Raw genomic sequence first — 23690 nt, 5'->3', positions numbered from 1 at the left:
GAGTTCACGCATGAACGGCCAATCGCCGGTAGCGTTGTAAGGATCCACCGCATCAATTCGGGGCGGGAAAGGAGCGCAACATGGGTGAGTCAGAGCGTTCTGAAGCATTCGGGATCAATCATGAAACCGGCATGTCCAGCAGCGATGCTGCCGAGCTGGAGCAGCTGCGCCGCGAGGCCGCGGTGCTGCGCGAGCAACTCGAGCAAGCGGCTGAATCGCCGCCCGGCGCGCGCTCGGCACGCGATGTGCATCAACTCGAAGCGCGGATCGACTCGCTTGCGGCCCGCAATTCCAAATTAATGGAAACTCTTAAAGAGGCCCGGCAACAACTGCTGGCCCTGCGGGAGGAAGTCGACCGGCTAGGGCAGCCGCCGAGCGGTTACGGCGTTTTGCTCGCGACGCACGAGGACGAAACCGTCGACGTCTTCACCTCGGGTCGCAAGATGCGCTTGACGTGCTCGCCCAACATCGAAGTGTCCGTGCTGCGCAAGGGACAGACGGTCCGGCTCAACGAAGCCCTGACCGTCGTCGAGGCGGGGACGTTCGAATCCGTGGGTGAGATTTCGACTTTGCGTGAGGTGCTCAACGACGGCCACCGCGCTTTGGTCGTGGGCCACGCCGACGAGGAACGGATCGTGTGGCTTGCCGAGCCCCTGGTGGCAGAGGACTTGCCCGACGGCGTTCCCGACGCACTCAACGATGACACCAGGCCGCGCAAGTTGCGGCCTGGCGATTCTTTGCTGGTCGACACCAAGGCCGGCTACGCGTTCGAGCGCATTCCCAAGGCCGAGGTCGAGGACCTGGTTCTCGAAGAGGTGCCCGACGTCAGCTACCAGGACATCGGTGGTCTGACCCGCCAGATCGAGCAGATCCGCGACGCCGTCGAGCTCCCATTCCTGCACAAGGAGCTCTACCGGGAGTACGCGCTGCGTCCGCCCAAGGGTGTGTTGCTCTACGGCCCGCCCGGGTGCGGTAAGACGCTGATCGCCAAGGCGGTCGCCAACTCGCTGGCCAAGAAGATGGCCGAGGTGCGTGGCGACGACGCCCGCGAGGCGAAGTCCTACTTCCTCAACATCAAAGGCCCCGAGCTGCTCAACAAGTTCGTCGGTGAGACCGAGCGTCACATCCGGCTGATCTTCCAGCGGGCCCGGGAGAAGGCGTCCGAGGGAACACCGGTGATCGTGTTCTTCGACGAGATGGACTCGATCTTCCGCACCCGTGGTACCGGTGTGTCGTCGGACGTCGAGACCACGGTGGTCCCGCAGCTGCTGAGCGAGATCGACGGTGTCGAGGGTCTGGAGAACGTCATCGTGATCGGTGCCTCCAACCGCGAGGACATGATCGACCCCGCGATCCTGCGGCCCGGACGCCTCGACGTGAAGATCAAGATCGAGCGGCCCGATGCCGAAGCGGCACAAGACATCTTCTCGAAGTATCTGGTCGAGACGCTGCCGGTGCACGCCGACGATCTCGCCGAGTTCGACGGCGACCGGGCGGCCTGCATCCACGCGATGATCGAGAAGGTCGTCGAGCGGATGTACGCCGAGATCGACGACAACCGGTTCCTGGAGGTCACCTACGCCAACGGTGACAAGGAAGTCATGTACTTCAAGGACTTCAACTCCGGGGCGATGATCCAGAACGTCGTCGACCGCGCGAAGAAGAACGCGATCAAGTCGGTGCTCGAGACCGGTCAGCCCGGTCTGCGGATTCAGCACCTGCTCGACTCGATCGTCGACGAGTTCGCCGAGAACGAGGACCTGCCCAACACCACCAACCCGGATGACTGGGCGCGGATCTCGGGCAAGAAGGGCGAGCGGATCGTGTACATCCGCACCCTGGTCACCGGCAAGTCGTCGAGCGCGTCGCGGGCCATCGACACCGAATCGAACCTCGGCCAGTACCTCTAGGGGTCCAATCCCTAAGCAGCTCAGTCGAATTCGAACGAGTAGCTGTTCGTCAGGTCGTCCTGCGTCACGCGGGCGGGGCGCGTCGTGGTGTCGACCCGCAACGTCTGGTCGAGCACGCGCGGCTGATAGCTCCACCCCTCGGGCAGTGTCAGTCGCTCGGCCAGCCCGGCCAGGTCGGCCCGCGACAGGTTGGGGTCGGCGACCTGGCTCCAGGTCTGCATGACCCAGCGCCTGCCGTCGGGATCGATCAGCTCGTAAATCTCTTCGCCGGCGTTGAAGACGAAGACCGTATTGCGGGTCACTTCGTTGACGGTGTAGGGCGCGGGGTTCATCGACGACAGCGCCACGGTGGCCTGCTTGATCATCTCGATGCCGCCGAACGTCTTCCGCTCCTGCGGACCGTCGGCCTGCTTTTCGATGGCGTTCATCAGCCAGTAGCGCGGGCCGTTGAGCAAGGCCGCGGCGACGCCGTGTTCGGCCGCGATGGCCTGCGGGTCGAGTTTGGACCACAACTCGGCCGGACAGTCGTTGAGTCCGAAGCTGTTGTAGACGGTGGCTTGTGGGCCGGATTCGCCCACCTCGACGAGAAGTACTTCGCCATAACGCTTTCCGGACAGGTCGGTCACTTGCCTACTCGCTTTCTGTCGTTGTGTCAGATTCGTCGGCGACGTTGCCCAGATAGCGGTTTCGAGCGGCCAGGGCGGTATGCAGGTCGTCGATCAGCGGGTCGAGGAACATCCCCCGGTACTCGTCGTCGTCGACCGCTCGGGCACTGATGTACATGAACGTCAGCGCACCCAGGAACAGGCACATGTGGATCAGCGAGTCGGGGGCGGGGAACGTGAAGCCGAACACCGTCGAGGTGGTGGCGGTGTTGTGTGCCCATTCCTTGAGCAGCGGCGGCGTCAGGATGATCAGCCCGAGGATGAGATACATCGTGGCACCGACGGCGGCCACCACCAGGATCTCGATGAGCTGCGAGGTCGCCAGCAGGAACACCACATTCAGGCGTTCGGCGCGCTTCAGCGGTGAGCCGGCCGAGGGATCAGGCATCGCGGCGAAAGGCGTGCCGGCGAGGTAGTCGCTGCCTTCGGGCAGTGACGCCGTAGATTTCAGCAGCGGCCGGACCCGTTCGACGGTCTTGGAGACCACGAAGGTCCCCGCAATGCCGAGCAGAAAGAAGATGGCCAGCGAGAGCCGCTCGCCGTTGATGTTCGCGGCCATCAGCCAGACGTAGGTGTTGAAGAACACCAACGCGGTCAGCAGCACGATCGGCAGCGCGCGGACCGCCAGCGTGCCGACCGTGGACAGATGCTCCAGCGTCATGCGCACCGCCCAGGCCAGCACCGACCCGACGCCCGCGCCGGTCAGCAGCAGCACCAGCAGCAGGATGACGCCATCGCGGGTCAGTTGGACGGGGCCGGATTCGATGAGGCCGCACGAGACCGCGACGGCCAACGCCGCGGTCGCGACGGTCGTGCGAGAGCGTCCGCTCGATATGCGGGACACCAGCCACCCGAGCAGGGCGGCCAGCGGGAGAGCGACGGCGAGCAGCGCGAGGATCACCCACTGGTGGGTTGTCGGCGTTCCGTTGATGAAGACCTCGTTGCCGTCGCTGACGAAATAGACGCCGAGTAGGCAAGCTTCCACGGCTGCCCAGGCGGTCAGCATCGGAGCGCACCGCGGCCAGAGTCGTCGCCAGCGGCCCCGCGTTGTGAGCACCGACGGCAAACCGCGCTCCAGGAACCACCTTTCAGCCGCGGCCGTCGTTGCCTTTTGGCTGTTCGGCGTGCGGCGCGCAGTTACCTCCACACCGGCACACCCTAGTGGCGCAGCAATCTCTGTGCTTGCCGTTTGGCGCAGGTCAGCATTTGTTCAGGAGAAGGGCCGGCGATTGGGGCGAATCACCTTTAACCAAGCGGTGTTTCGACGGTTGGCAGCTCCCCGGCGCGGAGCGCCACGTCGGCGGGCCTACGCTTAACGCATGCAACGGATTATCGGGACGGAGGTCGAGTACGGTATTTCGTCGCCGACCGACCCGACCGCCAACCCGATCCTTACTTCAACTCAGGCGGTGTTGGCCTATGCGGCCGCCGCCGGCATTCAGCGCGCCAAGCGCACCCGCTGGGACTACGAGGTGGAGTCGCCGCTGCGCGACGCCCGCGGTTTCGACCTGAGCCGCTCGGCCGGCCCGCCGCCGGTGGTCGACGCCGACGAGGTCGGTGCGGCCAACATGATCCTGACCAACGGGGCACGGCTCTACGTCGACCATGCACACCCCGAGTACTCCGCACCCGAGTGCACCGACCCACTGGACGCGGTGATCTGGGACAAGGCCGGTGAACGGGTGATGGAGGCCGCCGCGCGCCACGTCGCCAGCGTGCCGGGAGCCGCCAAGCTGCAGCTCTACAAGAACAACGTCGACGGCAAGGGCGCCTCGTACGGATCGCACGAGAACTACCTGATGAGCCGGCAGACGCCGTTCTCGGCCATCATCGCCGGTCTGACGCCGTTTTTGGTGTCCCGGCAGGTGGTCACCGGCTCCGGGCGGGTCGGCATCGGCCCGTCGGGCGACGAGCCCGGCTTCCAGCTGTCCCAGCGCTCCGACTACATCGAGGTCGAGGTCGGGCTGGAGACCACGCTCAAGCGCGGCATCATCAACACCCGCGACGAGCCGCACGCCGACGCCGACCGGTATCGCCGGCTGCACGTGATCATCGGCGACGCCAACCTCGCCGAGACGTCGACCTACCTGAAACTGGGCACCACGGCGCTGGTGCTCGACCTGATCGAAGAGGGCCCGCAGCACGGCATCGACCTGAGCGATCTCGCGTTGGCCCGACCGGTGCACGCGGTCCACGCGATCAGCCGCGACCCGTCGCTGCGCGTCGCGGTGGCCATGGCCGACGGCCGGGAGCTGACAGCGCTTGCGCTGCAACGGATCTACCTCGATCGAGTGGCCAAACTGGTCGACGGCCGCGACCCGGACCCGCGGGCAGCAAACGTTGTCGAGACCTGGGCGAACGTGCTGGACCTGCTCGAGCGCGACCCGATGGAGTGCGCGGAGCTGCTGGACTGGCCCGCCAAGCTGCGACTGCTCGAGGGGTTCCGGCAGCGCGAGAACCTGAGCTGGTCGGCGCCCCGGCTGCACCTGGTGGACCTGCAATATTCGGATGTCCGCCTGGACAAGGGCTTGTACAACCGGCTGGTCGCGCGCGGCTCGATGAAGCGTCTGGTCAGCGAACATCAAGTGCTCGAGGCGGTGGACAACCCACCGACCGACACCCGCGCGTACTTCCGTGGCGAATGCCTGCGCCGGTTCGGCGCCGACATCGCCGCGGCCAGTTGGGACTCGGTGATTTTCGATCTTGGTGGCGATTCGCTGGTGCGCATCCCGACGCTGGAGCCGTTACGGGGCAGCAAAGCGCACGTCGGAGCCCTGCTGGACTCCGTGCACAGCGCCGTCGAACTGGTGGAACAACTGACGAGCTGAGGCTTGTTAACCAAAGAACCTCGGCTTTGACCGGTAGGGTAGAGATACCAACGGGCGGCTTAAGCGGCCAGTAAGCAAGCCCAGACATAGCAGGAGGCGGCGATGGCGCAGGAGCAAACGAAACGTGGCGGTGGCGGCGGCGACGAAGATGACGTCGTCGGCACCACGGCTGCGGGCCAAGAGCGTCGCGAGAAACTGACCGAGGAAACCGACGATCTGCTCGACGAGATTGACGACGTCCTGGAGGAAAACGCGGAGGACTTCGTCCGTGCGTATGTCCAAAAGGGCGGACAGTGACCTGGCCTTTTCCCGAACGCCTGTCCACTAACTCGGCACTACCCGGATTTTCTGCTGTAAATACGTCCTCATTCGCGGATCTGTTGCGCCGTCAGGCCCCCGAGTTGCTCCCGGCCGTCCTGGGCGGTAGCGGCGGCCAATCCAGGGGTGACGCCGGCCTGCCGCACGGCACCACGATCGTCGCCCTGAAATACCCCGGCGGTGTCGTGATCGCCGGTGACCGACGCTCCACGCAGGGCAACATGATCGCGGGTCGGGACGTCAAGAAGGTCTACATCACCGACGACTACACCGCGACCGGCATTGCCGGCACCGCCGCGATCGCCGTCGAATTTGCCCGCCTGTACGCAGTCGAGCTCGAGCATTACGAGAAGCTGGAAGGCGTCCCGCTGACGTTCGCCGGCAAGGTCAACCGCCTCGCGATCATGGTGCGTGGCAACCTGGCCGCCGCGATGCAGGGGCTGGTCGCGCTGCCGCTGCTGGCGGGATACGACATCCACGCGGCCGACCCGGAAAGCGCCGGGCGCATAGTCTCATTCGACGCGGCGGGCGGCTGGAACATCGAGGAAGAGGGCTACCAGTCGGTCGGCTCGGGCTCGATCTTCGCCAAGTCATCGATCAAGAAGCTGTACGCCCAAGTCAGCGACGTCGACTCCGCGCTGCGGGTAGCCGTGGAGTCGCTATACGACGCCGCCGACGACGATTCCGCCACCGGCGGACCGGATCTGGTGCGCGGCATCTTCCCGACGGCGGTCACCATCGGCGCCGAAGGGGCGGCCGACGTGCCCGAGAGCCGCATCGCCGAATTGGCCCGCGAGGTCATCGAAAGTCGCTCGCGCGCCGACACTTTCGGCCCGGACGGCGGTGAGAAGTGAGCTTCCCGTACTTCATCTCGCCTGAGCAGGCGATGCGTGAGCGCAGCGAGCTCGCGCGCAAGGGCATCGCCCGGGGCCGCAGCGTGGTGGCGCTGGCCTACGCCGGCGGTGTGCTGTTCGTCGCGGAGAACCCGTCGCGGTCCCTGCAGAAGATCAGCGAACTCTACGACCGCGTGGGCTTTGCCGCCGCGGGCAAGTTCAACGAGTTCGACAACCTGCGGCGCGGCGGCATCCAGTTCGCCGACACCCGCGGCTACGCCTACGACCGCCGCGACGTCACGGGCCGGCAGCTGGCCAACGTCTACGCGCAGACCCTCGGCACCATCTTCACCGAGCAGGCCAAGCCGTACGAGGTCGAGTTGTGCGTCGCCGAGGTCGCGCACTACGGCGAGACCAGACCGCCTGAGATGTACCGGATCACCTACGACGGGTCGATCAACGACGAGCCGCACTTCGTGGTGATGGGCGGCACCACCGAACCGATCACCACCGCTCTCAAGGAGACCTACGCCGAAAACGCCGACCTGCACGATGCTTTGGGCATCGCGTTGGATGCACTCAGGGCCGGCAGCGCCAACGGCAACGACGAACCCAGCCTCGACGTGGCCAGCCTCGAGGTGGCCATTCTGGACGTCAACCGCCCGCGGCGAGCGTTCCGGCGGATCGGCCGATCGACCCTGGAAAACCTTCTGAAGGATTCGAAGGGCTCGAAATCAGAGGGCGATTCCCCGGATTCTGACGACGACTCGTAGCCCGTGGGCGCGGCTGCTGACCCTCGCGCTCACACAACCAGTACCCTCGATGATGTGCAGCGACGAATCATGGGCATCGAGACCGAGTTCGGTGTCACCTGCACGTTCCACGGCCATCGCCGCCTGTCCCCGGACGAGGTAGCCCGCTACCTTTTCCGCCGGGTGGTGTCATGGGGTCGCAGCTCCAACGTGTTCTTGCGTAACGGCGCTCGGCTGTACCTCGATGTGGGCAGCCACCCCGAGTACGCCACCGCCGAGTGTGACAGCCTGGTGCAGCTGGTCACCCACGACCGGGCCGGGGAATGGGTGCTGGAAGACCTACTCGTAGATGCCGAGCAGCGGCTTGCCGACGAAGGCATCGGCGGCGACATTTACCTGTTCAAGAACAACACCGACTCGGCCGGCAACTCCTACGGGTGCCACGAGAATTACCTGATCGTGCGGGCCGGTGAGTTCTCCCGGATCTCCGACGTGCTGCTGCCCTTCCTGGTCACCCGCCAGCTGATCTGCGGGGCCGGCAAGGTGCTGCAGACCCCCAAGGCCGCGACGTTCTGCCTGTCGCAGCGCGCCGAGCACATCTGGGAAGGCGTTTCGTCGGCCACCACCCGCAGCCGCCCGATCATCAACACCCGCGACGAGCCGCACGCCGACGCCGAGAAGTACCGGCGGCTGCACGTCATCGTCGGCGACTCGAACATGTGCGAGACCACCACCATGCTCAAGGTGGGCACCGCCGCACTGGTGCTGGAGATGATCGAATCCGGTGTGCCGTTCCGCGATTTCTCGCTGGACAATCCGATCCGAGCCATCCGTGAGGTCAGCCACGACATCACCGGTCGTCGTCCGGTGCGGCTGGCCGGCGGGCGTCAGGCCAGCGCGCTGGACATCCAGCGCGAGTACTACACCCGCGCCGTCGAGCACCTGCAGACCCGCGAGCCCAACGCGCAGATCGAGCAGGTCGTCGACCTGTGGGGCCGTCAGCTCGACGCCGTCGAGAGCCAGGACTTCGCCAAGGTCGACACCGAGATCGACTGGGTGATCAAGCGCAAGCTGTTCCAGCGCTACCAGGACCGCTACAACATGGAGCTGTCCGACCCCAAGATCGCGCAGCTGGACCTGGCATACCACGACATCAAGCGCGGTCGCGGCGTGTTCGACCTGCTGCAGCGCAAGGGCCTCGCGACGCGCGTCACCACCGACGAGGAGATCGCCGAGGCGGTCGACAACCCCCCGCAGACCACCCGGGCGCGGCTGCGCGGCGAGTTCATCAGCGCCGCCCAGGCGGCCGGTCGCGACTTCACCGTCGACTGGGTGCACCTCAAGCTCAACGACCAGGCCCAGCGCACCGTGCTGTGCAAGGACCCGTTCCGGGCGGTCGACGAGCGGGTCAAGCGGCTCATCGCCAGCATGTAGCCGTTGCCTACCCGCCTCACCGCCGCCGCCTGCCCGTCACACCAGTCACACCGGCACCGCCATGGGTTGGCCTAGTCGAAGTCCAAACGCGATATCGCATGCGCTATCACATTTCAAAAGCACCTGTGCCCTCCGAAATTGAAACGCGTGTGGCCAGTGTGGCGATGGCGAGTCGGTGCGCGCGCCGAGAACGGGCCATCTAACCTAAAGCAAATGGCGACCTCGAAAGTCGAACGTCTGGTCAATCTCGTCATCGCCCTGCTGTCCACTCGCGGCTACATCACCGCGGAAAAGATCAGGTCCAGCGTGGCGGGTTATTCGGAAAGCCCGAGCCTCGAGGCGTTTTCCCGGATGTTCGAGCGCGACAAGAACGAATTGCGCGACCTCGGCATCCCGCTCGAGGTCGGCCGGGTGTCGGCGTTGGACCCCAGCGAGGGGTACCGCATCAACCGTGACGCCTACTCGCTGCCGCCGGTCGAGCTGACCCCGGATGAGGCGGCCGCGGTCGCCGTCGCCACCCAGTTGTGGGAGTCACCGGAACTGATCACCGCGACGCAGGGCGCGCTGCTCAAGCTGCGTGCCGCCGGTGTCGACGTCGACCCCGAGGCGCCGGTGGCCATCGCCTCCCCGGAGGGCGTGCCGGGTCTGCGCGGCTCCGAGGATGTACTCGGAATCCTGTTGTCCGCCATCGATTCCCGACAGGCCGTGCAGTTTCCGCACCGGCCATCGCGTGCCGAGCCCTACACGATGCGCACGGTCGAGCCGTGGGGTGTGGTCACCGAGAAGGGCCGCTGGTATCTGGTCGGCCACGACCGTGACCGCGATGCCACCCGCACCTTCCGGCTCTCCCGCATCGGCGCCGACGTCGAGCCGATCGGCCCGGCCGGCGCCGTCACCGTCCCCGACGGCGTCGACCTGCGCAAGATCGTCGCGCAAACGGTCACGGACGTTTCAGGGACACCGACCGGTGCGCAGGCGCTGGTGTGGGTCGCCGCCGGGCGGGCGACCGCATTGCGTCGCGCTGGACGGTCCACCGGTACCCGCCAACTGGGCGGCCGTGACGGCGAGGTGATCGAGCTCGAGATCAGCTCGAGCGATCGGCTGGCCCGCGAAATCGCCGGATACGGGGTCGACGCCGTCGTACTCGAGCCCCGAACACTGCGCGACGATGTGCTGGCCCGGTTGCGCGCCCACGCGGAGACACCGGCATGACGCGCGCCGGCGACGATGCAGAGCGAAGCGATGAGGAGGAGTGGCGCCAATGACTCCCGTCTCCACTCGCCTGGTCCGGCTGCTCAACATGGTGCCGTACTTCCAGGCCAATCCGCGGATCACGCGCGCCGAGGCCGCCGCCAAGCTGGGCGTCTCGGACAAGCAGCTCGAGGAGGATCTCAACCAGCTGTGGATGTGCGGTCTTCCCGGCTACTCCCCGGGTGATCTCATCGACTTCGAGTTCTCCGGCGACACCATCGAGGTGACGTTCTCGGCGGGCATCGACCGCCCGCTCAAGCTCACCTCGCCGGAGGCGACGGGCCTGCTGGTCGCGCTGCGGGCGCTGGCCGACATCCCGGGCGTGGTCGATCCGGAGGCGGCCCGCAGCGCGATCGCCAAGATCGCCGCCGCGGCCGGGGCCGTCGGGCAGGACGCAACGGGTACGGTCACCGCGATCGACGAGCCGGCGCCCATCGAAAACCGCGCCGCGGCCACCGTGCGCACGGCCGTGCAGTACAAACACGCGCTGGCCATCGACTACTACTCGGCCTCGCACGACACCCTGACCAGCCGGATCGTCGACCCCATCCGGGTGCTGCTGATCGGCGGACACAGTTATCTAGAGGCGTGGTCCCGCGAAGCCGAGGGCGTGCGGCTGTTCCGCTTCGACCGGATCGTCGAGGCCAGCGAGCTGGGCGAGCCGTCCGCCCCACCCCAGCCGGCGCTGCAGGCGCCGCCGGACACCTCGCTGTTCGACGGCGATCCGTCGCTGCCGTCGGCCAGGCTGCGGGTGGCGCCGGCCGCGTCGTGGATGTTCGAGTACTACCCGATGCGCGACGTCCGCGAGTTGCCGGACGGATCGTGCGAGGCGGTCATGACGTATGCCTCCGAGGAGTGGATGACACGCCTGGTGCTCGGTTTCGGGGCGGACGTGCGCGTGGTTGAACCACGCTCCCTTGCCGAGCGTGTACGGGATGCCGCGGCGGCGGCACTGGAGTCCTACCAGGCAGTGACGTCCTGACCCTACGGCGCGGGCACACCGGCACAACGCCGCGCTGCGGTAGCATCGGGTAGACGTCTGGAGGTAATAAAAGTGGGCAGTCTTAGTCCCTGGCACTGGGCGATCCTCGCGGTCGTCGTGATTCTGCTGTTCGGTGCCAAGAAGCTCCCGGATGCGGCGCGCTCGCTGGGCAAATCGATGCGCATCTTCAAGTCCGAGCTGCGCGAGATGCAGACGGAGAACAAGTCCGACGCGCCGTCCATCGAAAGCCCCGCGGCGGCGCCCCAGCCCGTCCAGTCGCAGCGGGTCGACCCGTCGGCGGCAACCGAGCAGGGCCACACCGAAGCGCGTCCCGCGTAGCCGGGAATCGGCTTCGTTGGCCAAGATGGTGCCCGAGCGCCACTGACCGACCGTCGTGAAAGCATTCAAGATTCCAGCGCGCACTGCTGCGTTTCTGAAGCACCTCAACCCGCGCAACAGGCGCAGCCGGACCAATCCCGACGCGACGATGTCGCTGGTCGATCACCTGACCGAACTGCGCACCCGACTGCTGATCTCGCTGGCCGCGATCCTGGTCACCACGATTCTCGGCTTCGTCTGGTACGGGCATCCTTTGTTCGGGCTTCAGAGCCTGGGCGAGTGGCTCCGCCATCCTTATTGCTCACTGCCGCAGTCGGCGCGCGCGGACATCAGCGCCGACGGGCAATGCCGGTTGCTGGCCACCGCGCCGTTCGACCAGTTCATGCTGCGGCTCAAGGTCGGGATGACGGCCGGGATCGTGATGGCCTGCCCGGTGTGGTTCTACGAGCTGTGGGCGTTCATCACGCCCGGGTTGTATCAAAAGGAACGCCGCTTCGCGATCGGGTTCGTGATTCCCGCCGCGTTGCTGTTCGTCGGCGGTGCGATCCTGGCTTATTTCGTGCTGTCCCAGGCGCTGGGCTTCCTGCTGACCGTCGGCAGCGACGTGCAGGTGACCGCGCTGTCGGGCGATCGCTATTTCGGCTTCCTGATCAACCTGCTGCTGGTGTTCGGATTCAGCTTCGAATTCCCGCTGCTGATCGTCATGCTCAACATGGTTGGTGTGCTGCCCTACGAGAAGCTCAAGGCGTGGCGGCGCGGCCTGATCTTCGCGATGTTCGTGTTCGCGGCGGTGTTCACCCCCGGCTCCGACCCGTTTTCGATGACCGCGCTGGGCGTCGCGCTGTCCGTGCTGCAAGAGCTGGCCATCCAGATCGCCCGCGTCCACGACAAGCGAAAAGCCAAGCGCGAAGCCCAGACCGCGATCCCCGACGACCAAGCGTCGGTCATCGAGCCGGCCGGACCCCTATCCGAGGCCCCGTCCCACCTGCAGCCCGAGCCGTCGTTGCGCGTCGGGCAACACGACGACGTCACGTAGATGACTGCACCACCGGACGGCGGCGTGACCGAACTGACTGAGCTGCCACGGTTCACCGCGGAATTGCCATTTCGGCTCGACGATTTCCAGACCCGGGCCTGTGCGGCGCTAGAGCGCGGTCACGGCGTATTGGTTTGCGCCCCAACGGGTGCCGGCAAGACGGTGGTCGGCGAATTCGCCGTCCACCTGGCGCTGGCCGCCGGCAGCAAGTGCTTCTACACCACTCCGATCAAGGCGTTGAGCAACCAGAAGCACACCGACCTGACGGCACGCTATGGACGCGACCGGATCGGGTTGTTGACCGGCGATGTGTCGCTGAACGCCGATGCGCCCGTGGTGGTGATGACCACCGAGGTGCTGCGCAACATGCTTTACGCTGATTCGGCTGCGCTGCAAGGACTTTCCCATGTGGTGATGGATGAGGTGCATTTCCTTGCCGATCGGATGCGGGGTCCGGTGTGGGAGGAGGTGATCCTGCATCTGCCCGACGAAGTACGGCTGGTGAGCCTGTCGGCGACGGTGAGCAACGCCGAGGAGTTCGGCGGCTGGATCCAGACCGTGCGCGGCGACACCACGGTCGTGGTCGACGAGCATCGGCCGGTGCCGCTATGGCAACACGTATTGGTCGGCAGGCGCCTGCTGGATCTGTTCGACTATGAGAACCAGAAGCCGGCCGCGGATCGTCATCCGCGGGTGAATCCCGAACTGCTGCGCCATATTGCGCACCGCCGCGAGGCCGACCGGATGGGTGATTGGCGTGGTCCCCGCCGGCAGACGGGCAGGGGCAGGCCGGACCGGCCGCGCTTCTACCGGCCGCCGGCACGGCCGGACGTGATCGCGACGCTGGACTCCGAGGGGCTGTTGCCGGCCATCACGTTCGTGTTCTCCCGCGCGGGGTGCGATGCCGCGGTGCAGCAGTGCCTGCGCTCGCCGCTGCGGCTCACCAGCGAGGAGGAACGCGCCCAGATCGCCGAGGTGATCGAACACCGGTGTGGCGACCTCGACGACGCCGACCTCGCGGTGCTCGGCTACTACGAGTGGCGGGAGGGGTTGCTGCGCGGGTTGGCGGCCCACCACGCCGGCATGTTGCCGGCCTTCCGGCATACGGTCGAGGAGCTGTTCACGGCCGGCCTGGTCAAGGCCGTGTTCGCCACCGAAACCCTGGCGCTGGGCATCAACATGCCCGCCCGCACGGTGGTGCTCGAGCGGCTGGTGAAGTTCAACGGCGAGGCGCACGTGCCGCTGACGCCGGGGGAGTACACGCAGTTGACCGGACGGGCCGGCCGGCGCGGGATCGACGTCGAGGGCCACGCGGTGGTGCTCTGGCATCCCGCCGAGGAGACCTCCGAACCGTCGGCGGTGGCCGGGCTCGCGTCCACCCGGACGTTCCCGCTGAAAAGCTCGTTCGCGCCGTCGTACAACATGACGATCAACCTGGTCCAGCACATGGGTCCGGAGCAGGCGCACCAACTTTTGGAGCAGTCGTTCGCGCAGTACCAGGCCGACCGGTCTGTCGTCGGATTGGTAAAAGGCATCGACCGCGGCAAGCGGGTGCAGGACGAAATCGCCGCCGAACTCGGTGGGGCCGACGCGCCGATCCTGGAATACGCCCGGATGCGCGCACGGATTACCGAGATGGAACGCGCGCAGTCCCGGGCGTCGCGGCTGCACCGGCGCCAGGCGGCCAACGAGGCGCTGGCCGGACTGCGCCGCGGCGACATCATCACGATCACCAACGGCCGGCACAGCGGCCTGGCGGTGGTGCTGGAATCGGCGCGCGACGGCGACGACCCGCGGCCGCTGGTGCTCACCGAACACCGTTGGGCGGGCCGGATTTCGTCGGCCGACTACTCGGGGGCCACCGCGCCGCTGGGGTCGATGTCATTGCCCAAGCGTGTCGAACATCGCCAGCCAAGGGTCCGTCGCGATCTGGCCTCGGCGCTGCGATCGGCCGCCGCTCCGCTCGACGTTCCGTCGCGTCGTCGCGCCGCGAATTCTGACGGCGGCTTCCACGACCCGGAGCTGGCGTCGTTACGGGAGGAGTTGCGCCGCCACCCGGCCCATAGCAGCCCCGGCGTCGAGGCGCAGGTTCGTGAGGCCGAGCGCTATCTGCGCATCGAACGCGACAACGCGCAGCTGGAAAAGAAGGTCGCTGCCGCCACCAACTCGCTGGCGCGCACGTTCGACCGGATCGTCGGGCTGCTCACCGAGCGCGAGTTCATCCAGGCCGCCGGGGGTGATCCGCGCGTCACCGACGACGGCCGGTTGTTGGCCCGCATCTACAGCGAGAGCGACCTGCTGGTCGCCGAATGCCTGCGCACCGGCGCGTGGGCGGAGCTCAAGCCCGCCGAGTTGGCCGCCGTCGTCTCGTCGGTGCTGTACGAGACCCGCGGCGGTGACGGCCCCAGCGCCCCGTTTGCCGCCGAGGCGCCCACACCGCGTTTACGACAGGCGTTGCTGCAGACAGCGAAGTTGTCGTTCGCGCTGCGCGCCGACGAGCAAACACACCGGATCGCGCCGAGCCGCGAACCCGACGACGGCTTTGTCGCCGTCGTCTACCGCTGGGCCCGGACCGGCGATCTGGCCGCCTCGTTGTCCGCGGCCGACGCGACCGGCGGCGGTTCGCCGTTGTTGGCAGGCGATTTCGTACGGTGGTGTCGCCAGGTGCTCGACTTGTTGGACCAGGTTCGCAATGCCGCGCCGGATGCTGAACTGCGGGCGACGGCGAAGCGCGCTATCAACGATGTTCGGCGCGGCGTCGTCGCAGTTGACGCCGGGTAGGCTGGCTCCGAGCTACCGTTACAGGGCCAAAACACGAGGCGATTGAGGAGACATGATGAGCGGACCGCACGGATCGGACCCGGGCCAGCAGTGGCACCCGCCCGCCGAGGGTGGCGATCGCTCCCAGGAACCGACTCAGGTGGGTCAGGTGGGCTCGCCCTGGCAACAGCAGCAACCGCCGACCCAGGAGGGTACCTGGCAGGCGCCGGCGTATACGCCGCCCGCCGAGTACCCCCAGTACCAGCAGCCGTATCCCCAGCAACAGCAGCCGGGCTACGGGCAGCCCGAGCAGCCGCAGTACGGTCAGCCCGGCCAGTATGGCCAGCCGGGGCAATATGGCCAACCCGGTCAGTACGGCCAGCCTGGTCAGTACGGTCAGCAGCCCGGTCAGTACGGCCAATACGGGCAACCGGGCCAGTACGGCCAGCCCGGCCAGTACCCGCAGCAGTACCCCGCTCAGCCGCAGAAGAAGCGTTCGATGGCGCTGATCGGCGGCATAGCTGGTGCGGTCGCCTTCCTGCTGATCGCGATCGTATTGGTGCTCGGTTTCTGGGAGCCCGGCTTCTTCGTCACCACCAAGCTGGACGTCAACAAAGCGCAGGCCGGTGTGCAGCAGGTCCTGACCGACGAAACCAACGGCTACGGCGCCAAGAACGTCAAGGACGTCAAGTGCAACAACGGCGCCGACCCGACCGTGACGAAGGGCGCCACCTTTGACTGCGCCGTCAGCATCGACGGGGCTCAGAAGCGCGTGACGGTGACCTTCCAGGACGACAAGGGCACTTACGAGGTCGGCCGGCCGCAGTAATTCACTGCGGCAACGAGTCGAGCGCTTTCTGCAGTCGGGCGATCGAGGACCCCACGCCGAATTCCGTGGCCAGCGCCGCGGTGCGCTGCGGGTCGGCGGCGACCAGCGGTAGTTCGTCGGTGGGCGTCGACCAGGTGATCGGTGCATCGGTGGCCACCCGCACCACCTGGCCGGCGGCCTCGATGTAGTCGGTCGCGCCCAGCAATTTGGCTCGCAATCCCTTGGCGAGTTTGGATTTCGGGTCGTGGGCGGCGGCCAGGATCCGATCCAGCGAGCCGTGCTGGGCCAGCAGGGTGGCGGCCGTCTTCTCACCGACGCCCGGCACACCCGGCAGGCCATCAGACGGGTCGCCGCGCAGCAGCGCGAGTTCGGCGTAGGCCGGCCCGGCGTTTTCCGCCGGAACGCCGTACTGCTCGGCCACTTCGGCGGGCCCGAACAGGGTGGCTTTGGCCAGGCCGCGGCCCAGGTAGAGCACCCGAACCGGGACCGGGTCGTCGGACACCACTTGCAGCAGGTCGCGGTCTCCGCTGACCACGACGACCGGGTCGTCGCGTTCCTGTGCGGCCAGCGTGCCCAGTACGTCGTCGGCCTCGAAGCCTTCCGAACCGGCCGTCGAAATCCCAAAGGCGTCCAGCAGTTGCATGATCATGTCCACCTGCGGCGTCAGGTCGTCGGGCACTTCCTCGATGTCGGGCGTGCCTTCGGGTTCGGGTTCGGCCACCCGATGCGCCTTGTACGACGGAATCAGGTCAACCCGAAACTGCGGGCGCCAGTCCAGGTCGAGGCAGACCGCCAACCGTTTCGGCCGCTGTTGAGTGATCACGACGGCCATCGAGTCGATGAATCCGCGGACGGCGTTGACCGGGCGCCCGTCGGGGGCGGTGATCGACGACGGCACCCCGAAATACGAGCGGAACCACATGCTGGCGCCGTCCAGCAGCAACACAGGTGCAGGCATGCGGCTATCCTGCCAGCGCGGTTAGCCTGGCTGCCATGGACTCTCACCGATTCGACGCCGACGTCTACGCCCGGCGCCTGGCGGCGGCCGCCGCGGCGACCGCCGAGGCCGGACTCGGCGGCCTGGTGATTACGCCCGGATACGACCTGCGCTACCTCAGCGGTTCGCGCGCGCAGACCTTCGAGCGGCTGACTGCGCTGGTGGTGCCGGCCTCCGGTGATCCGACCGTCGTGGTGCCGCGGCTGGAGCTGGCCTCGCTCAAAGGATCGGCGATTGCGGAACTGGGCTTGGCGGTGCGCGATTGGGTCGACGGCGACGACCCCTACCAGTTGGTTCTCGCGGCGCTGGGCGGTCCGGCTGCTGTTGCCGTCACCGATTCGATGCCGGCGCTGCATCTGTTGCCGTTAGCCGGGCTGCTCGGCGTGTCACCGGTGTTGGCCACCGACATCCTGCGCACGCTGCGGATGGTCAAGGAAGAGTGTGAGATTGACGCGCTGCGCAAGGCCGGTTCGGCTATCGACCGGGTGCACGCCCGGGTGCCCGAGTTTTTGATCCCGGGCCGCACCGAGGCCGACGTTGCTGCCGATATCGCCGAAGCCATTGTCGCCGAAGGGCATTCGGATGTATCGTTCATCATCGTCGGCTCCGGGCCACACGGGGCCGACCCGCACCACAGCTATTCTGATCGCGAACTGCAGGCCGGCGACCTCGTTGTCGTCGACATCGGGGGAGCCTACGAGCCGGGCTACCATTCCGACTCGACGCGGACCTATAGCCTGGGTGAGCCTGATGCCGTTGTCGCAGAACAGTATTCGCTGCTGCAACGGGCGCAGCGAGCGGCTTATGATGCGGTTCGCCCGGGCGTGACCGCCTCGCAGGTCGATGCCGCGGCGCGCGATGTGCTGACCGAGGCCGGGCTGGGTGAGTTTTTCGTGCACCGCACCGGTCACGGCATCGGGCTCTCGGTGCACGAAGAGCCGTACATCGTCAAGGGCAATGATCTGCCTTTGACTGCGGGAATGGCCTTTTCGATCGAACCGGGCATCTACTTCCCGGGCCGCTGGGGGGCTCGCATCGAAGACATTGTCGTCGTGACCGAGGACGGCGCGCTGCCCGTCAACAACCGGCCGCACGAACTCGTGGTGGTGCCGGTGCCCTAGGTGGGGTGTTAGCGGGTCCTCGGGTGGCCTGTAACGGTAGCGCCCGCTCGAGCACCAACGTGGCTACCGCGATCGGCCCTTCGTGTGTAAACAAGTACCAGGGATTTCTTCTATTACCGGTCGTGACACCTCCGGTACCTTTGGTTTATCGCATTTTGCAGTTCGAAATGGGGCGGTTGTGAACGAAGATGCAGCGGGTGGTGCGCGCCCACCGAGTTACCGGATGCCGAGCGGATCCCCCGCGCCGCCGCCTTTACATTTTGGCCCGCCGTTTCCGCCAGGAGGACATCCACCGCCAGTTGACGCGGCGTGGCGCGGGAACGGGTTAAATCTGGGCCCGCCCGCGATGGGCATTGGGGCGCCAACGGGCTACGGAGATTGGGTACCGGCCGGCAAACCCCGTCGTACACGGCGATGGTGGCTGCTCGGCGGCCTAGCGGTATTTGTCGTTGCGGCCGTAGTAGCTGGCCTTGTTGTCGTCAAATTTTCGGGCAATTCTGATTCCCGGCAGGCGACCATGAACACCACCGTGCCGTCGACCTCGTCTGTGCCGCCAGTTCCGATAACTGCGCTCGACGGCCTGCTGGCAAGCCCGGCTGACGTCGCTGCTGCGGTGTCGGCACCCCCGTTGGTCTCTCTCACAAAGCCCGCAGAGTCTCATTCGTTTTTCGATGACGAGATCGCCGACAATAATTGTGTTGGCGTGATTTTAGCGGTAGTCCAGTCCTTTTATGACGGTACTGGTTGGGTCTCCATGCGCAGGCAAGAGTTAGCGGATGCGCCGGACAGTGCTGCAATAAAGTATTCCGTGGTCGAAGCGGTGGTTGCCTATCAGGATGCTGGGGCTGCGGCCAAGTTCTACCAGCGAGCGACGGATAGATTTCACCAGTGCGCAAATCGGACTCTCAACGTCCGCGAGGTTAATGTGCCTAATTCCAGAGCAGCGTTCGAGATGGTCGGCCAGGTGTCCGAGAAAGACGGGATAGTCTCCACGTCGCTGCTGTGGGAGGGCGGCGATGGCAGGAACTGTCAACGTGGTGTATCTGTGCGCAACAACGTCATTATTGACGTTTCCGACTGCGGGTACAACGTGTCCGATTCTGTTGTACCGGCTCTGATCAAACCGATTGCGGCCAAGATCGACGCGGCACGATGACGGCCGAAGCTAACCTGACACCGCGACGACCCGACTGCTGAACGTCACATGGTGCCGGTCGGACGACGACGCTTGCTAACCCACTGCAAAGCGCTGACGCGGTGAGTTTGGCTCTGCCCGAACCGATTCCAAGCGGTGCCGCGAACCATAACTTCGTCACAGGGTTTGTCACCGCCCGCAGAGCGATGACAAAGGAACTGATAAATATGGTGTTGCGCTTCGCCACACCGGAAGACGCGATGGCCGCTGCCGCCGATATGAGTGCAAAGAGCGCGAGTATCCAAACGAGGTATAGCGGGCCGCAGCCGACTCACCCCATTCCGATTCCTCGCCATCCGGGCGCTACTGCCTATACGTACGAGGCGACTTCGCAAGTAAATGTTTTCGCATATACCGCACACGGACCCTACGTTCTATCCCAACATGCCGATGGCACCGAGGGAGCCGATGCGCTCGTCAACATGGTGGCTGCGACGCTCGACCTCCAAGGGCCGCTAATTGATCAGTTTTCGCCGACCCCGGTCGAACAGCTTCCTGATTTGCAAATCGACCCCTCGGGGCTCTGGGCGCGTACCTTGTCGGAAGAAACGACCACCGTTGACGAAGGCGTCTATGATTCGCGCGCGATATTGCATTTCCAGGAGAACCCGCCGCGCTCGAAGCAGCTGTTCGATTCCGTTGGTTTGCAATACGGTTCAGTTGGCAAAGACAATGTTTACCAGATGCCGGATGCCCCAGCGGCGGCGCGGGCTCTGGAGGGTTTCGTTGCGGACGCGGTAGCTCACGGGACCGCGGCCGCGGGGGTGCGGGGGCTGCCTGCCGCCAAATGTTTCAAGCTTAAGGACGCAGCGTCTCAAAATTTTTACTGCGTGGCGCAGGCCGACAGGTATGTGATCGAGGTGTCCGACTCTGATCCCGACGTTCGCGAAATGGTAGCAGCGCAGTACCTGATGTTGATCACCGCCAAATGAGTCGCGGATATGATGTCGCCCAGCGCTAGATACGCCGGGTAGCAGATGCTTATGTCACGGAGTCAGGTCGCACGGCCCGCAAGTCTGCGGAGTTGTGCGATTCCATATCGGTGAAGCCCGTGGCGGCCCGGAATGCCTTGCCGCCGATATCGATGAGCGTTTCGCCATGGGCCTGAAGGTTTTTCACGTGCTTGCCGTGGGCCACACTCACCGCATCATGGAACGCGTCGGCGGCGGAGAAGTCACCGAACATTCCAGACATCACGGGTCCTCGCGCCAGGCGATCAGCCGCGTCTTGGGCATGCCCGCCCGCGCGCTGTGTCTGGCTGCCGCCTGAGTGCAGTAATCCCGTGTCGACGAACATCGCTGCCCTCCTTACTGGCTCATCGTGGTGCTGCAGGCCCGGAACCAGGCGAGGTGATAGTTAGCTTCCGACTTGTTGCCGGCCACCAGGGCTTCGATCGCGGCCAGCAGCTGCCAGTTGCCGATATCGTGGCAGTCCACGTCGTCGGGGTAGTTGTCCAGAACGCGGGTGCTGACTTCGCGCAGATGCGTCTGAAGAAGTTCGACTTCCTTTTCCAGCACTCCGGTGCCGCTGGTGGCAGCCTTGGCCAGGGTGTGGGCGAGCCTTGGTAGACCGTCGCGCCACTGGGTCGCTTGGTTGAGTTCCCAACCGAGTTCGTCAATTTCGGGCACCCGTCGCGGGCGCGGCGAGGTGGGTATCGGTTCGTCTTCCTCGGGGACGGCGTGGATCGGGGTGTAGCCGGCGGCGAGGGTGACTTCGCCGAGCAGCGTTTCGATATCGCCGCGGCGGCGTTCGGGGGAGAGCAGCGTGACCGCAGCCGGAAGCTGGATGCCCGGTGGAATCCAGCCGCTCGCGAGATCGGTTATCAGCACGGTGGTTTCGTCAGGTCGATCTCCTGCGGCCCAGGCCAATCGAGGTTGCTGACGGGCGACCGCGGCGACGAGACGTTCCAGCCGCGCCCGCTCGGCGGCGCTGGCCGATGCCGCTCCGGCGACCGCTCCGGTGGCGGTGGCAGCGGCGGCCTCGGTTCCCAAACTCGACGGCGACGATGGAGGCGGCGGGGTGGGCGCCTGACGCACGACCGCGGGTCCGGCGGGGCTCGCCTGTCCCGCCGAGGGGTGTACCGGTGCCGAGCTTGCCATCGCCGAGGGCGGTGCGCTCGACGGGACAACAGGGGCGGAGGCCGCGGGGACCGCCGGCCGAATGTCGGAGGCATAAGCGGGCAGCGGGCCCGCGGGTGTAGGTGTGGCCGCGGCGGCGGGTGCCGATGGTCCCGCAACGACCTGCGGTGCCGGGGTCGCATCAGGGGCTGCCGCGTGGGCGACCGGGGCGGGGGAGTCATATGCCGCTGCGTTGACCGGAACGCTGCCCATCCCCGATGTGGGCGTTGTCGGCGGGGCTTGCGGCTCCGCGGGTTGAGGTGGCGGCATTGCGCCGGCTGTCGCCGAAATCGGTGTTCCCGCTTGCATTCCCTTATCGAAGCTATGCATCAAGTCGCCCGGGGTGACCGGTTGAACCGGGCTCGCCGGTGCGGTTGGTGCGCCCGCCGCACTGGTCAGGGGGGACACCGAAGTGGAGGGCAGATGCGGGGCGCCACCCGCTGCCATCGATGGAGTCGGCCCGGACGGTGCTATGGGCGCTGGTGCGTTGCTGGAATAGCTCGCTGAAGGCACGGGCGTTCCACGAAGGCCTGGTAACGTTGGACCTCCTGGCGTGCCGACCTGCGGTGGCAACTTGGAGCCGGTCGCGAAGGTTGTCTGTGGCGGCTGCTCGGTTGGTGTGTTTCCTCCGGCTGCGCCGAGTTGTGGCGGCGCAGAATCAGTACTGAACGATGCCGGTTGCGGGCCCCCAGTTGGGGTACCGCCCCCGGATGCGCCGAGTTGTGGCGGCGCGGACCCTGGCGGATCTGTAGACCCGGGGTTGGATGAACCGGCTTCACCTAATTGGCGTCGTACCTGCTCTTCGAGATCGTTTTGGCCCTTAAACATACGACCGACATCGAGGCCATGGTCTTGTGCGAACTGACGAGCCGACTGCCCATGTCCCTCTCCGGCCAGGATGCGCTGCATTGCATCTAGTACATTGCCGCTATATTTCGCAGCTGCAAGATTCGATAGCGCTTGATATTGGTGTACCGCGGCGATGATTTGCGGAACTTTGGCTTCCGCAGGCTCTTTGGACTGTTGGATTTTGTCGATCTGCTTATTTCCCTCTTCGGCCAAGGTGGTCAGATCGTGTTGGAGGCCCATCATGCTGTCATAGGCCGTGCTATACGCGTATTCCTTAGTGCCATTCTTATCGGCAACCTCGCGCGCTCGGATCTCACCTTGGCTGAAAGCATTTCGAAGATCGTCGATCGTATAACCTTGCTGCTGGGCAAGCGGACCGGACCGAGCATTGCGCAGCATCTCAGCAAAATCGATAAAATCCGATTTGATTTGTCCGCGATTCAGCCTGCCGTGCGATAATGCCATCAAATCCTGATCATAAGGCCATTGATGGCCTACAAGGAGCATGGACCACTCGCCGGGAGGAAATGGACTCATTTGCAAAGGCCGTAAACTGCCGTGCCGGCGTTGCTAACCGCATCGCGCGATGTTTGTTGTTCAGAGTCGGGGGCATCGGACAGAAAATCGATCGCCAGTTTCTGATACGAATTAACCAGCGTATTTATTGCTTTTGTTAGCTCAGGTGGGGCCGCTGGTTCTTGCCTCAACGCTTTCGAAAGGTAATCTCCGCCGTTATAGAGTGCAGCTCGTGCATTCGCAGCTACAGCGAGGGTTGCAGTGGGGTCATCGCCGCCGTTGCGGCTCGTATTGGTAACAACGGCCTTACGTACCTGCTCATAGGTGGAACACACCTTCGCTTTAGCTTCCGCGATCTGTTGATCGGTGTATGTCGTCGGCCCCGGAGATTTAGCCGGTACGGGTCGGAACCATCCGACAATGGCGACACCGAGCGTCAACAGCAAGGCGACGAGTAGGAAGGTGAACATCGGCCACTGCCGCGTGCGTGGGGGCGGCAGCCCTTCTGGCCAGGGCGGCGGAACAGGCGACGAAGAAAGCGGTCCGAAGTTCGACACGGCATTTATCGTATCGTCCTGTCGCGATACCGGTAGTCACTTAAGGCTTCGCAACGGCAGCGCAATTGGCGCACCAACTTGGCCAGTACATGACCTTCAGACTGGAGCACATCAATCGTTCGGCTCCAATGCCGCAGCCAACGAAATCAGCCGTAACATGCTCTCGGGCAAAGATTTCCGTGATGCCGACGGTGGTGAGCGATCGCCCGACAAGCGTCACAAATTGTTCGCGTCCGTGTCATCGTCATCCCGCGTCCGGGCGCATTGACAGGGACGCTGCCCATGCCGGACGTTGGCGTTGTCGGTGGGGCTTGCGGCTCTGGGGGCTGAGGCGGCGGCACGGCGCCAGCCGTCGCCGAAATCGGTGTTCCCGCTTGCATTCCCTTGTCGAAGCTATGCAC

Annotated in this window: 22 protein-coding genes; 16 read left to right on the top strand and 6 right to left on the bottom strand. The window is 65.6% G+C overall.

What is annotated here, in order from left to right; all coding sequences use genetic code 11:
* The first annotated feature begins 80 nt into the window (after positions 1-80).
* Positions 81-1910, top strand: coding sequence for a proteasome ATPase (arc, locus tag MJO58_RS15985; protein ID WP_239720022.1), 1830 nt, complete (start codon positions 81-83; stop codon positions 1908-1910).
* 20 nt (positions 1911-1930) lie between these two features.
* Here arc and MJO58_RS15980 read toward each other — a convergent pair whose 3' ends face one another.
* Together MJO58_RS15980 and MJO58_RS15975 are read right to left on the bottom strand one after the other, a co-directional pair.
* Positions 1931-2566 (bottom strand): hypothetical protein, encoded by a 636-nt coding sequence (locus MJO58_RS15980; RefSeq protein WP_239723309.1) that lies wholly within the window; start codon positions 2564-2566, stop codon positions 1931-1933.
* Positions 2541-3722 carry a hypothetical protein gene (locus MJO58_RS15975; protein WP_239720021.1) on the bottom strand — a complete coding sequence of 394 codons (1182 nt, stop codon included), beginning with the start codon at positions 3720-3722 and terminating at the stop codon, positions 2541-2543. The genes MJO58_RS15980 and MJO58_RS15975 overlap by 26 nt, the downstream gene beginning before the upstream one ends.
* Positions 3723-3894: 172 nt before the next feature.
* On the opposite strand from MJO58_RS15975, the gene dop reads away from it, so the two are divergent.
* The 11 genes from dop (at position 3895) to MJO58_RS15920 (ending at position 15937) form a co-directional block, all read left to right on the top strand.
* Positions 3895-5403: a pup deamidase/depupylase gene (gene dop / locus MJO58_RS15970; RefSeq protein WP_090603200.1), complete on the top strand. Its 1509-nt coding sequence runs from the start codon at positions 3895-3897 to the stop codon at positions 5401-5403.
* Positions 5404-5505: 102 nt separating this feature from the next.
* Positions 5506-5700: a ubiquitin-like protein Pup gene (locus tag MJO58_RS15965; protein WP_085220395.1), complete on the top strand. Its 195-nt coding sequence runs from the start codon at positions 5506-5508 to the stop codon at positions 5698-5700.
* Positions 5697-6575: a proteasome subunit beta gene (prcB, locus tag MJO58_RS15960; RefSeq protein WP_090603197.1), complete on the top strand. Its 879-nt coding sequence runs from the start codon at positions 5697-5699 to the stop codon at positions 6573-6575. The genes MJO58_RS15965 and prcB overlap by 4 nt, the downstream gene beginning before the upstream one ends.
* Positions 6572-7327 carry a proteasome subunit alpha gene (prcA, locus tag MJO58_RS15955; RefSeq protein ID WP_090603194.1) on the top strand — a complete coding sequence of 252 codons (756 nt, stop codon included), beginning with the start codon at positions 6572-6574 and terminating at the stop codon, positions 7325-7327. The genes prcB and prcA overlap by 4 nt, the downstream gene beginning before the upstream one ends.
* A 54-nt stretch (positions 7328-7381) precedes the next feature.
* Complete coding sequence (pafA, locus tag MJO58_RS15950; RefSeq protein WP_090603191.1) at positions 7382-8740, top strand: Pup--protein ligase; 1359 nt, start codon at positions 7382-7384, stop codon at positions 8738-8740.
* Positions 8741-8953: 213 nt separating this feature from the next.
* On the top strand, positions 8954-9952 hold the full coding sequence (locus MJO58_RS15945) for a helix-turn-helix transcriptional regulator (protein ID WP_239720020.1): 999 nt from the start codon (positions 8954-8956) through the stop codon (positions 9950-9952).
* A 49-nt stretch (positions 9953-10001) separates the two neighbouring features.
* Entirely contained in the window at positions 10002-10973 is a 972-nt protein-coding gene (locus MJO58_RS15940; RefSeq protein WP_090603186.1) for a helix-turn-helix transcriptional regulator, read from the top strand.
* A gap of 72 nt (positions 10974-11045) precedes the next feature.
* Positions 11046-11312 carry a Sec-independent protein translocase subunit TatA gene (gene tatA / locus MJO58_RS15935; protein ID WP_090603184.1) on the top strand — a complete coding sequence of 89 codons (267 nt, stop codon included), beginning with the start codon at positions 11046-11048 and terminating at the stop codon, positions 11310-11312.
* 55 nt (positions 11313-11367) lie between these two features.
* Positions 11368-12348, top strand: a complete 981-nt coding sequence (gene tatC, locus MJO58_RS15930) for a twin-arginine translocase subunit TatC (protein WP_420845358.1) — start codon at positions 11368-11370, stop codon at positions 12346-12348.
* Positions 12349-12372: 24 nt separating this feature from the next.
* The gene (locus tag MJO58_RS15925; RefSeq protein WP_090609143.1) at positions 12373-15129 is read left to right on the top strand and encodes a DEAD/DEAH box helicase; all 2757 of its coding nucleotides are present in this window, start codon (positions 12373-12375) and stop codon (positions 15127-15129) included.
* A 55-nt stretch (positions 15130-15184) separates the two neighbouring features.
* Positions 15185-15937 (top strand): DUF4333 domain-containing protein, encoded by a 753-nt coding sequence (locus MJO58_RS15920; protein ID WP_090609141.1) that lies wholly within the window; start codon positions 15185-15187, stop codon positions 15935-15937.
* Position 15938: 1 nt separating this feature from the next.
* Here the strand turns inward: MJO58_RS15920 and MJO58_RS15915 are convergent, their stop codons facing one another.
* Positions 15939-16895 (bottom strand): 5'-3' exonuclease, encoded by a 957-nt coding sequence (locus MJO58_RS15915; protein WP_090603182.1) that lies wholly within the window; start codon positions 16893-16895, stop codon positions 15939-15941.
* Positions 16896-16930: 35 nt separating this feature from the next.
* Between MJO58_RS15915 and MJO58_RS15910 the strand changes: the two genes are divergently transcribed.
* From MJO58_RS15910 to MJO58_RS15900, 3 genes are all read left to right on the top strand, one after another.
* Entirely contained in the window at positions 16931-18055 is a 1125-nt protein-coding gene (locus tag MJO58_RS15910) for a M24 family metallopeptidase (protein WP_239720019.1), read from the top strand.
* A 517-nt stretch (positions 18056-18572) separates the two neighbouring features.
* Positions 18573-19211: a sensor domain-containing protein gene (locus tag MJO58_RS15905; RefSeq protein ID WP_239720018.1), complete on the top strand. Its 639-nt coding sequence runs from the start codon at positions 18573-18575 to the stop codon at positions 19209-19211.
* 83 nt (positions 19212-19294) lie between these two features.
* Positions 19295-20182 carry a DUF7373 family lipoprotein gene (locus MJO58_RS15900; protein WP_434086375.1) on the top strand — a complete coding sequence of 296 codons (888 nt, stop codon included), beginning with the start codon at positions 19295-19297 and terminating at the stop codon, positions 20180-20182.
* Positions 20183-20231: 49 nt separating this feature from the next.
* Here the strand turns inward: MJO58_RS15900 and MJO58_RS15895 are convergent, their stop codons facing one another.
* The gene (locus MJO58_RS15895; RefSeq protein ID WP_239720016.1) at positions 20232-20546 is read right to left on the bottom strand and encodes a DUF2563 family protein; all 315 of its coding nucleotides are present in this window, start codon (positions 20544-20546) and stop codon (positions 20232-20234) included.
* Between the two features lie 11 nt (positions 20547-20557).
* A complete protein-coding gene (locus tag MJO58_RS15890; RefSeq protein WP_276553169.1) occupies positions 20558-21697 on the bottom strand; it encodes a DUF5631 domain-containing protein in 1140 nt (379 codons plus the stop codon).
* Positions 21698-22336: 639 nt separating this feature from the next.
* Between MJO58_RS15890 and MJO58_RS15885 the strand changes: the two genes are divergently transcribed.
* Positions 22337-22675: a hypothetical protein gene (locus MJO58_RS15885; RefSeq protein WP_239720015.1), complete on the top strand. Its 339-nt coding sequence runs from the start codon at positions 22337-22339 to the stop codon at positions 22673-22675.
* A gap of 74 nt (positions 22676-22749) precedes the next feature.
* Here the strand turns inward: MJO58_RS15885 and MJO58_RS15880 are convergent, their stop codons facing one another.
* The gene (locus MJO58_RS15880) at positions 22750-23289 is read right to left on the bottom strand and encodes a hypothetical protein (protein ID WP_239720014.1); all 540 of its coding nucleotides are present in this window, start codon (positions 23287-23289) and stop codon (positions 22750-22752) included.
* Positions 23290-23690: the final 401 nt, after the last annotated feature.

The sequence above is a fragment of the Mycobacterium lentiflavum genome (genome assembly GCF_022374895.2).
GTDB lineage: Bacteria > Actinomycetota > Actinomycetes > Mycobacteriales > Mycobacteriaceae > Mycobacterium > Mycobacterium lentiflavum.
Note: the sequence above shows the minus strand (reverse complement) of the source record. Positions and strands in the feature narration are given on the sequence as shown.

Bases quoted from the DNA above. Each gene is read 5' to 3' on its own strand.
- arc (WP_239720022.1), top strand. From the start codon at position 81: ATGGGTGAGTCAGAGCGTTCTGAAGCATTCGGGATCAATCATGAAACC.
- dop (WP_090603200.1), top strand. From the start codon at position 3,895: ATGCAACGGATTATCGGGACGGAGGTCGAGTACGGTATTTCGTCGCCG.
- MJO58_RS15965 (WP_085220395.1), top strand. From the start codon at position 5,506: ATGGCGCAGGAGCAAACGAAACGTGGCGGTGGCGGCGGCGACGAAGAT.
- MJO58_RS15945 (WP_239720020.1), top strand. From the start codon at position 8,954: ATGGCGACCTCGAAAGTCGAACGTCTGGTCAATCTCGTCATCGCCCTG.
- MJO58_RS15940 (WP_090603186.1), top strand. From the start codon at position 10,002: ATGACTCCCGTCTCCACTCGCCTGGTCCGGCTGCTCAACATGGTGCCG.
- MJO58_RS15920 (WP_090609141.1), top strand. From the start codon at position 15,185: ATGAGCGGACCGCACGGATCGGACCCGGGCCAGCAGTGGCACCCGCCC.
- MJO58_RS15915 (WP_090603182.1), bottom strand. From the start codon at position 16,895: ATGCCTGCACCTGTGTTGCTGCTGGACGGCGCCAGCATGTGGTTCCGC.
- MJO58_RS15910 (WP_239720019.1), top strand. From the start codon at position 16,931: ATGGACTCTCACCGATTCGACGCCGACGTCTACGCCCGGCGCCTGGCG.
- MJO58_RS15905 (WP_239720018.1), top strand. From the start codon at position 18,573: ATGAACACCACCGTGCCGTCGACCTCGTCTGTGCCGCCAGTTCCGATA.
- MJO58_RS15895 (WP_239720016.1), bottom strand. From the start codon at position 20,546: ATGTTCGTCGACACGGGATTACTGCACTCAGGCGGCAGCCAGACACAG.
- MJO58_RS15890 (WP_276553169.1), bottom strand. From the start codon at position 21,697: ATGCATAGCTTCGATAAGGGAATGCAAGCGGGAACACCGATTTCGGCG.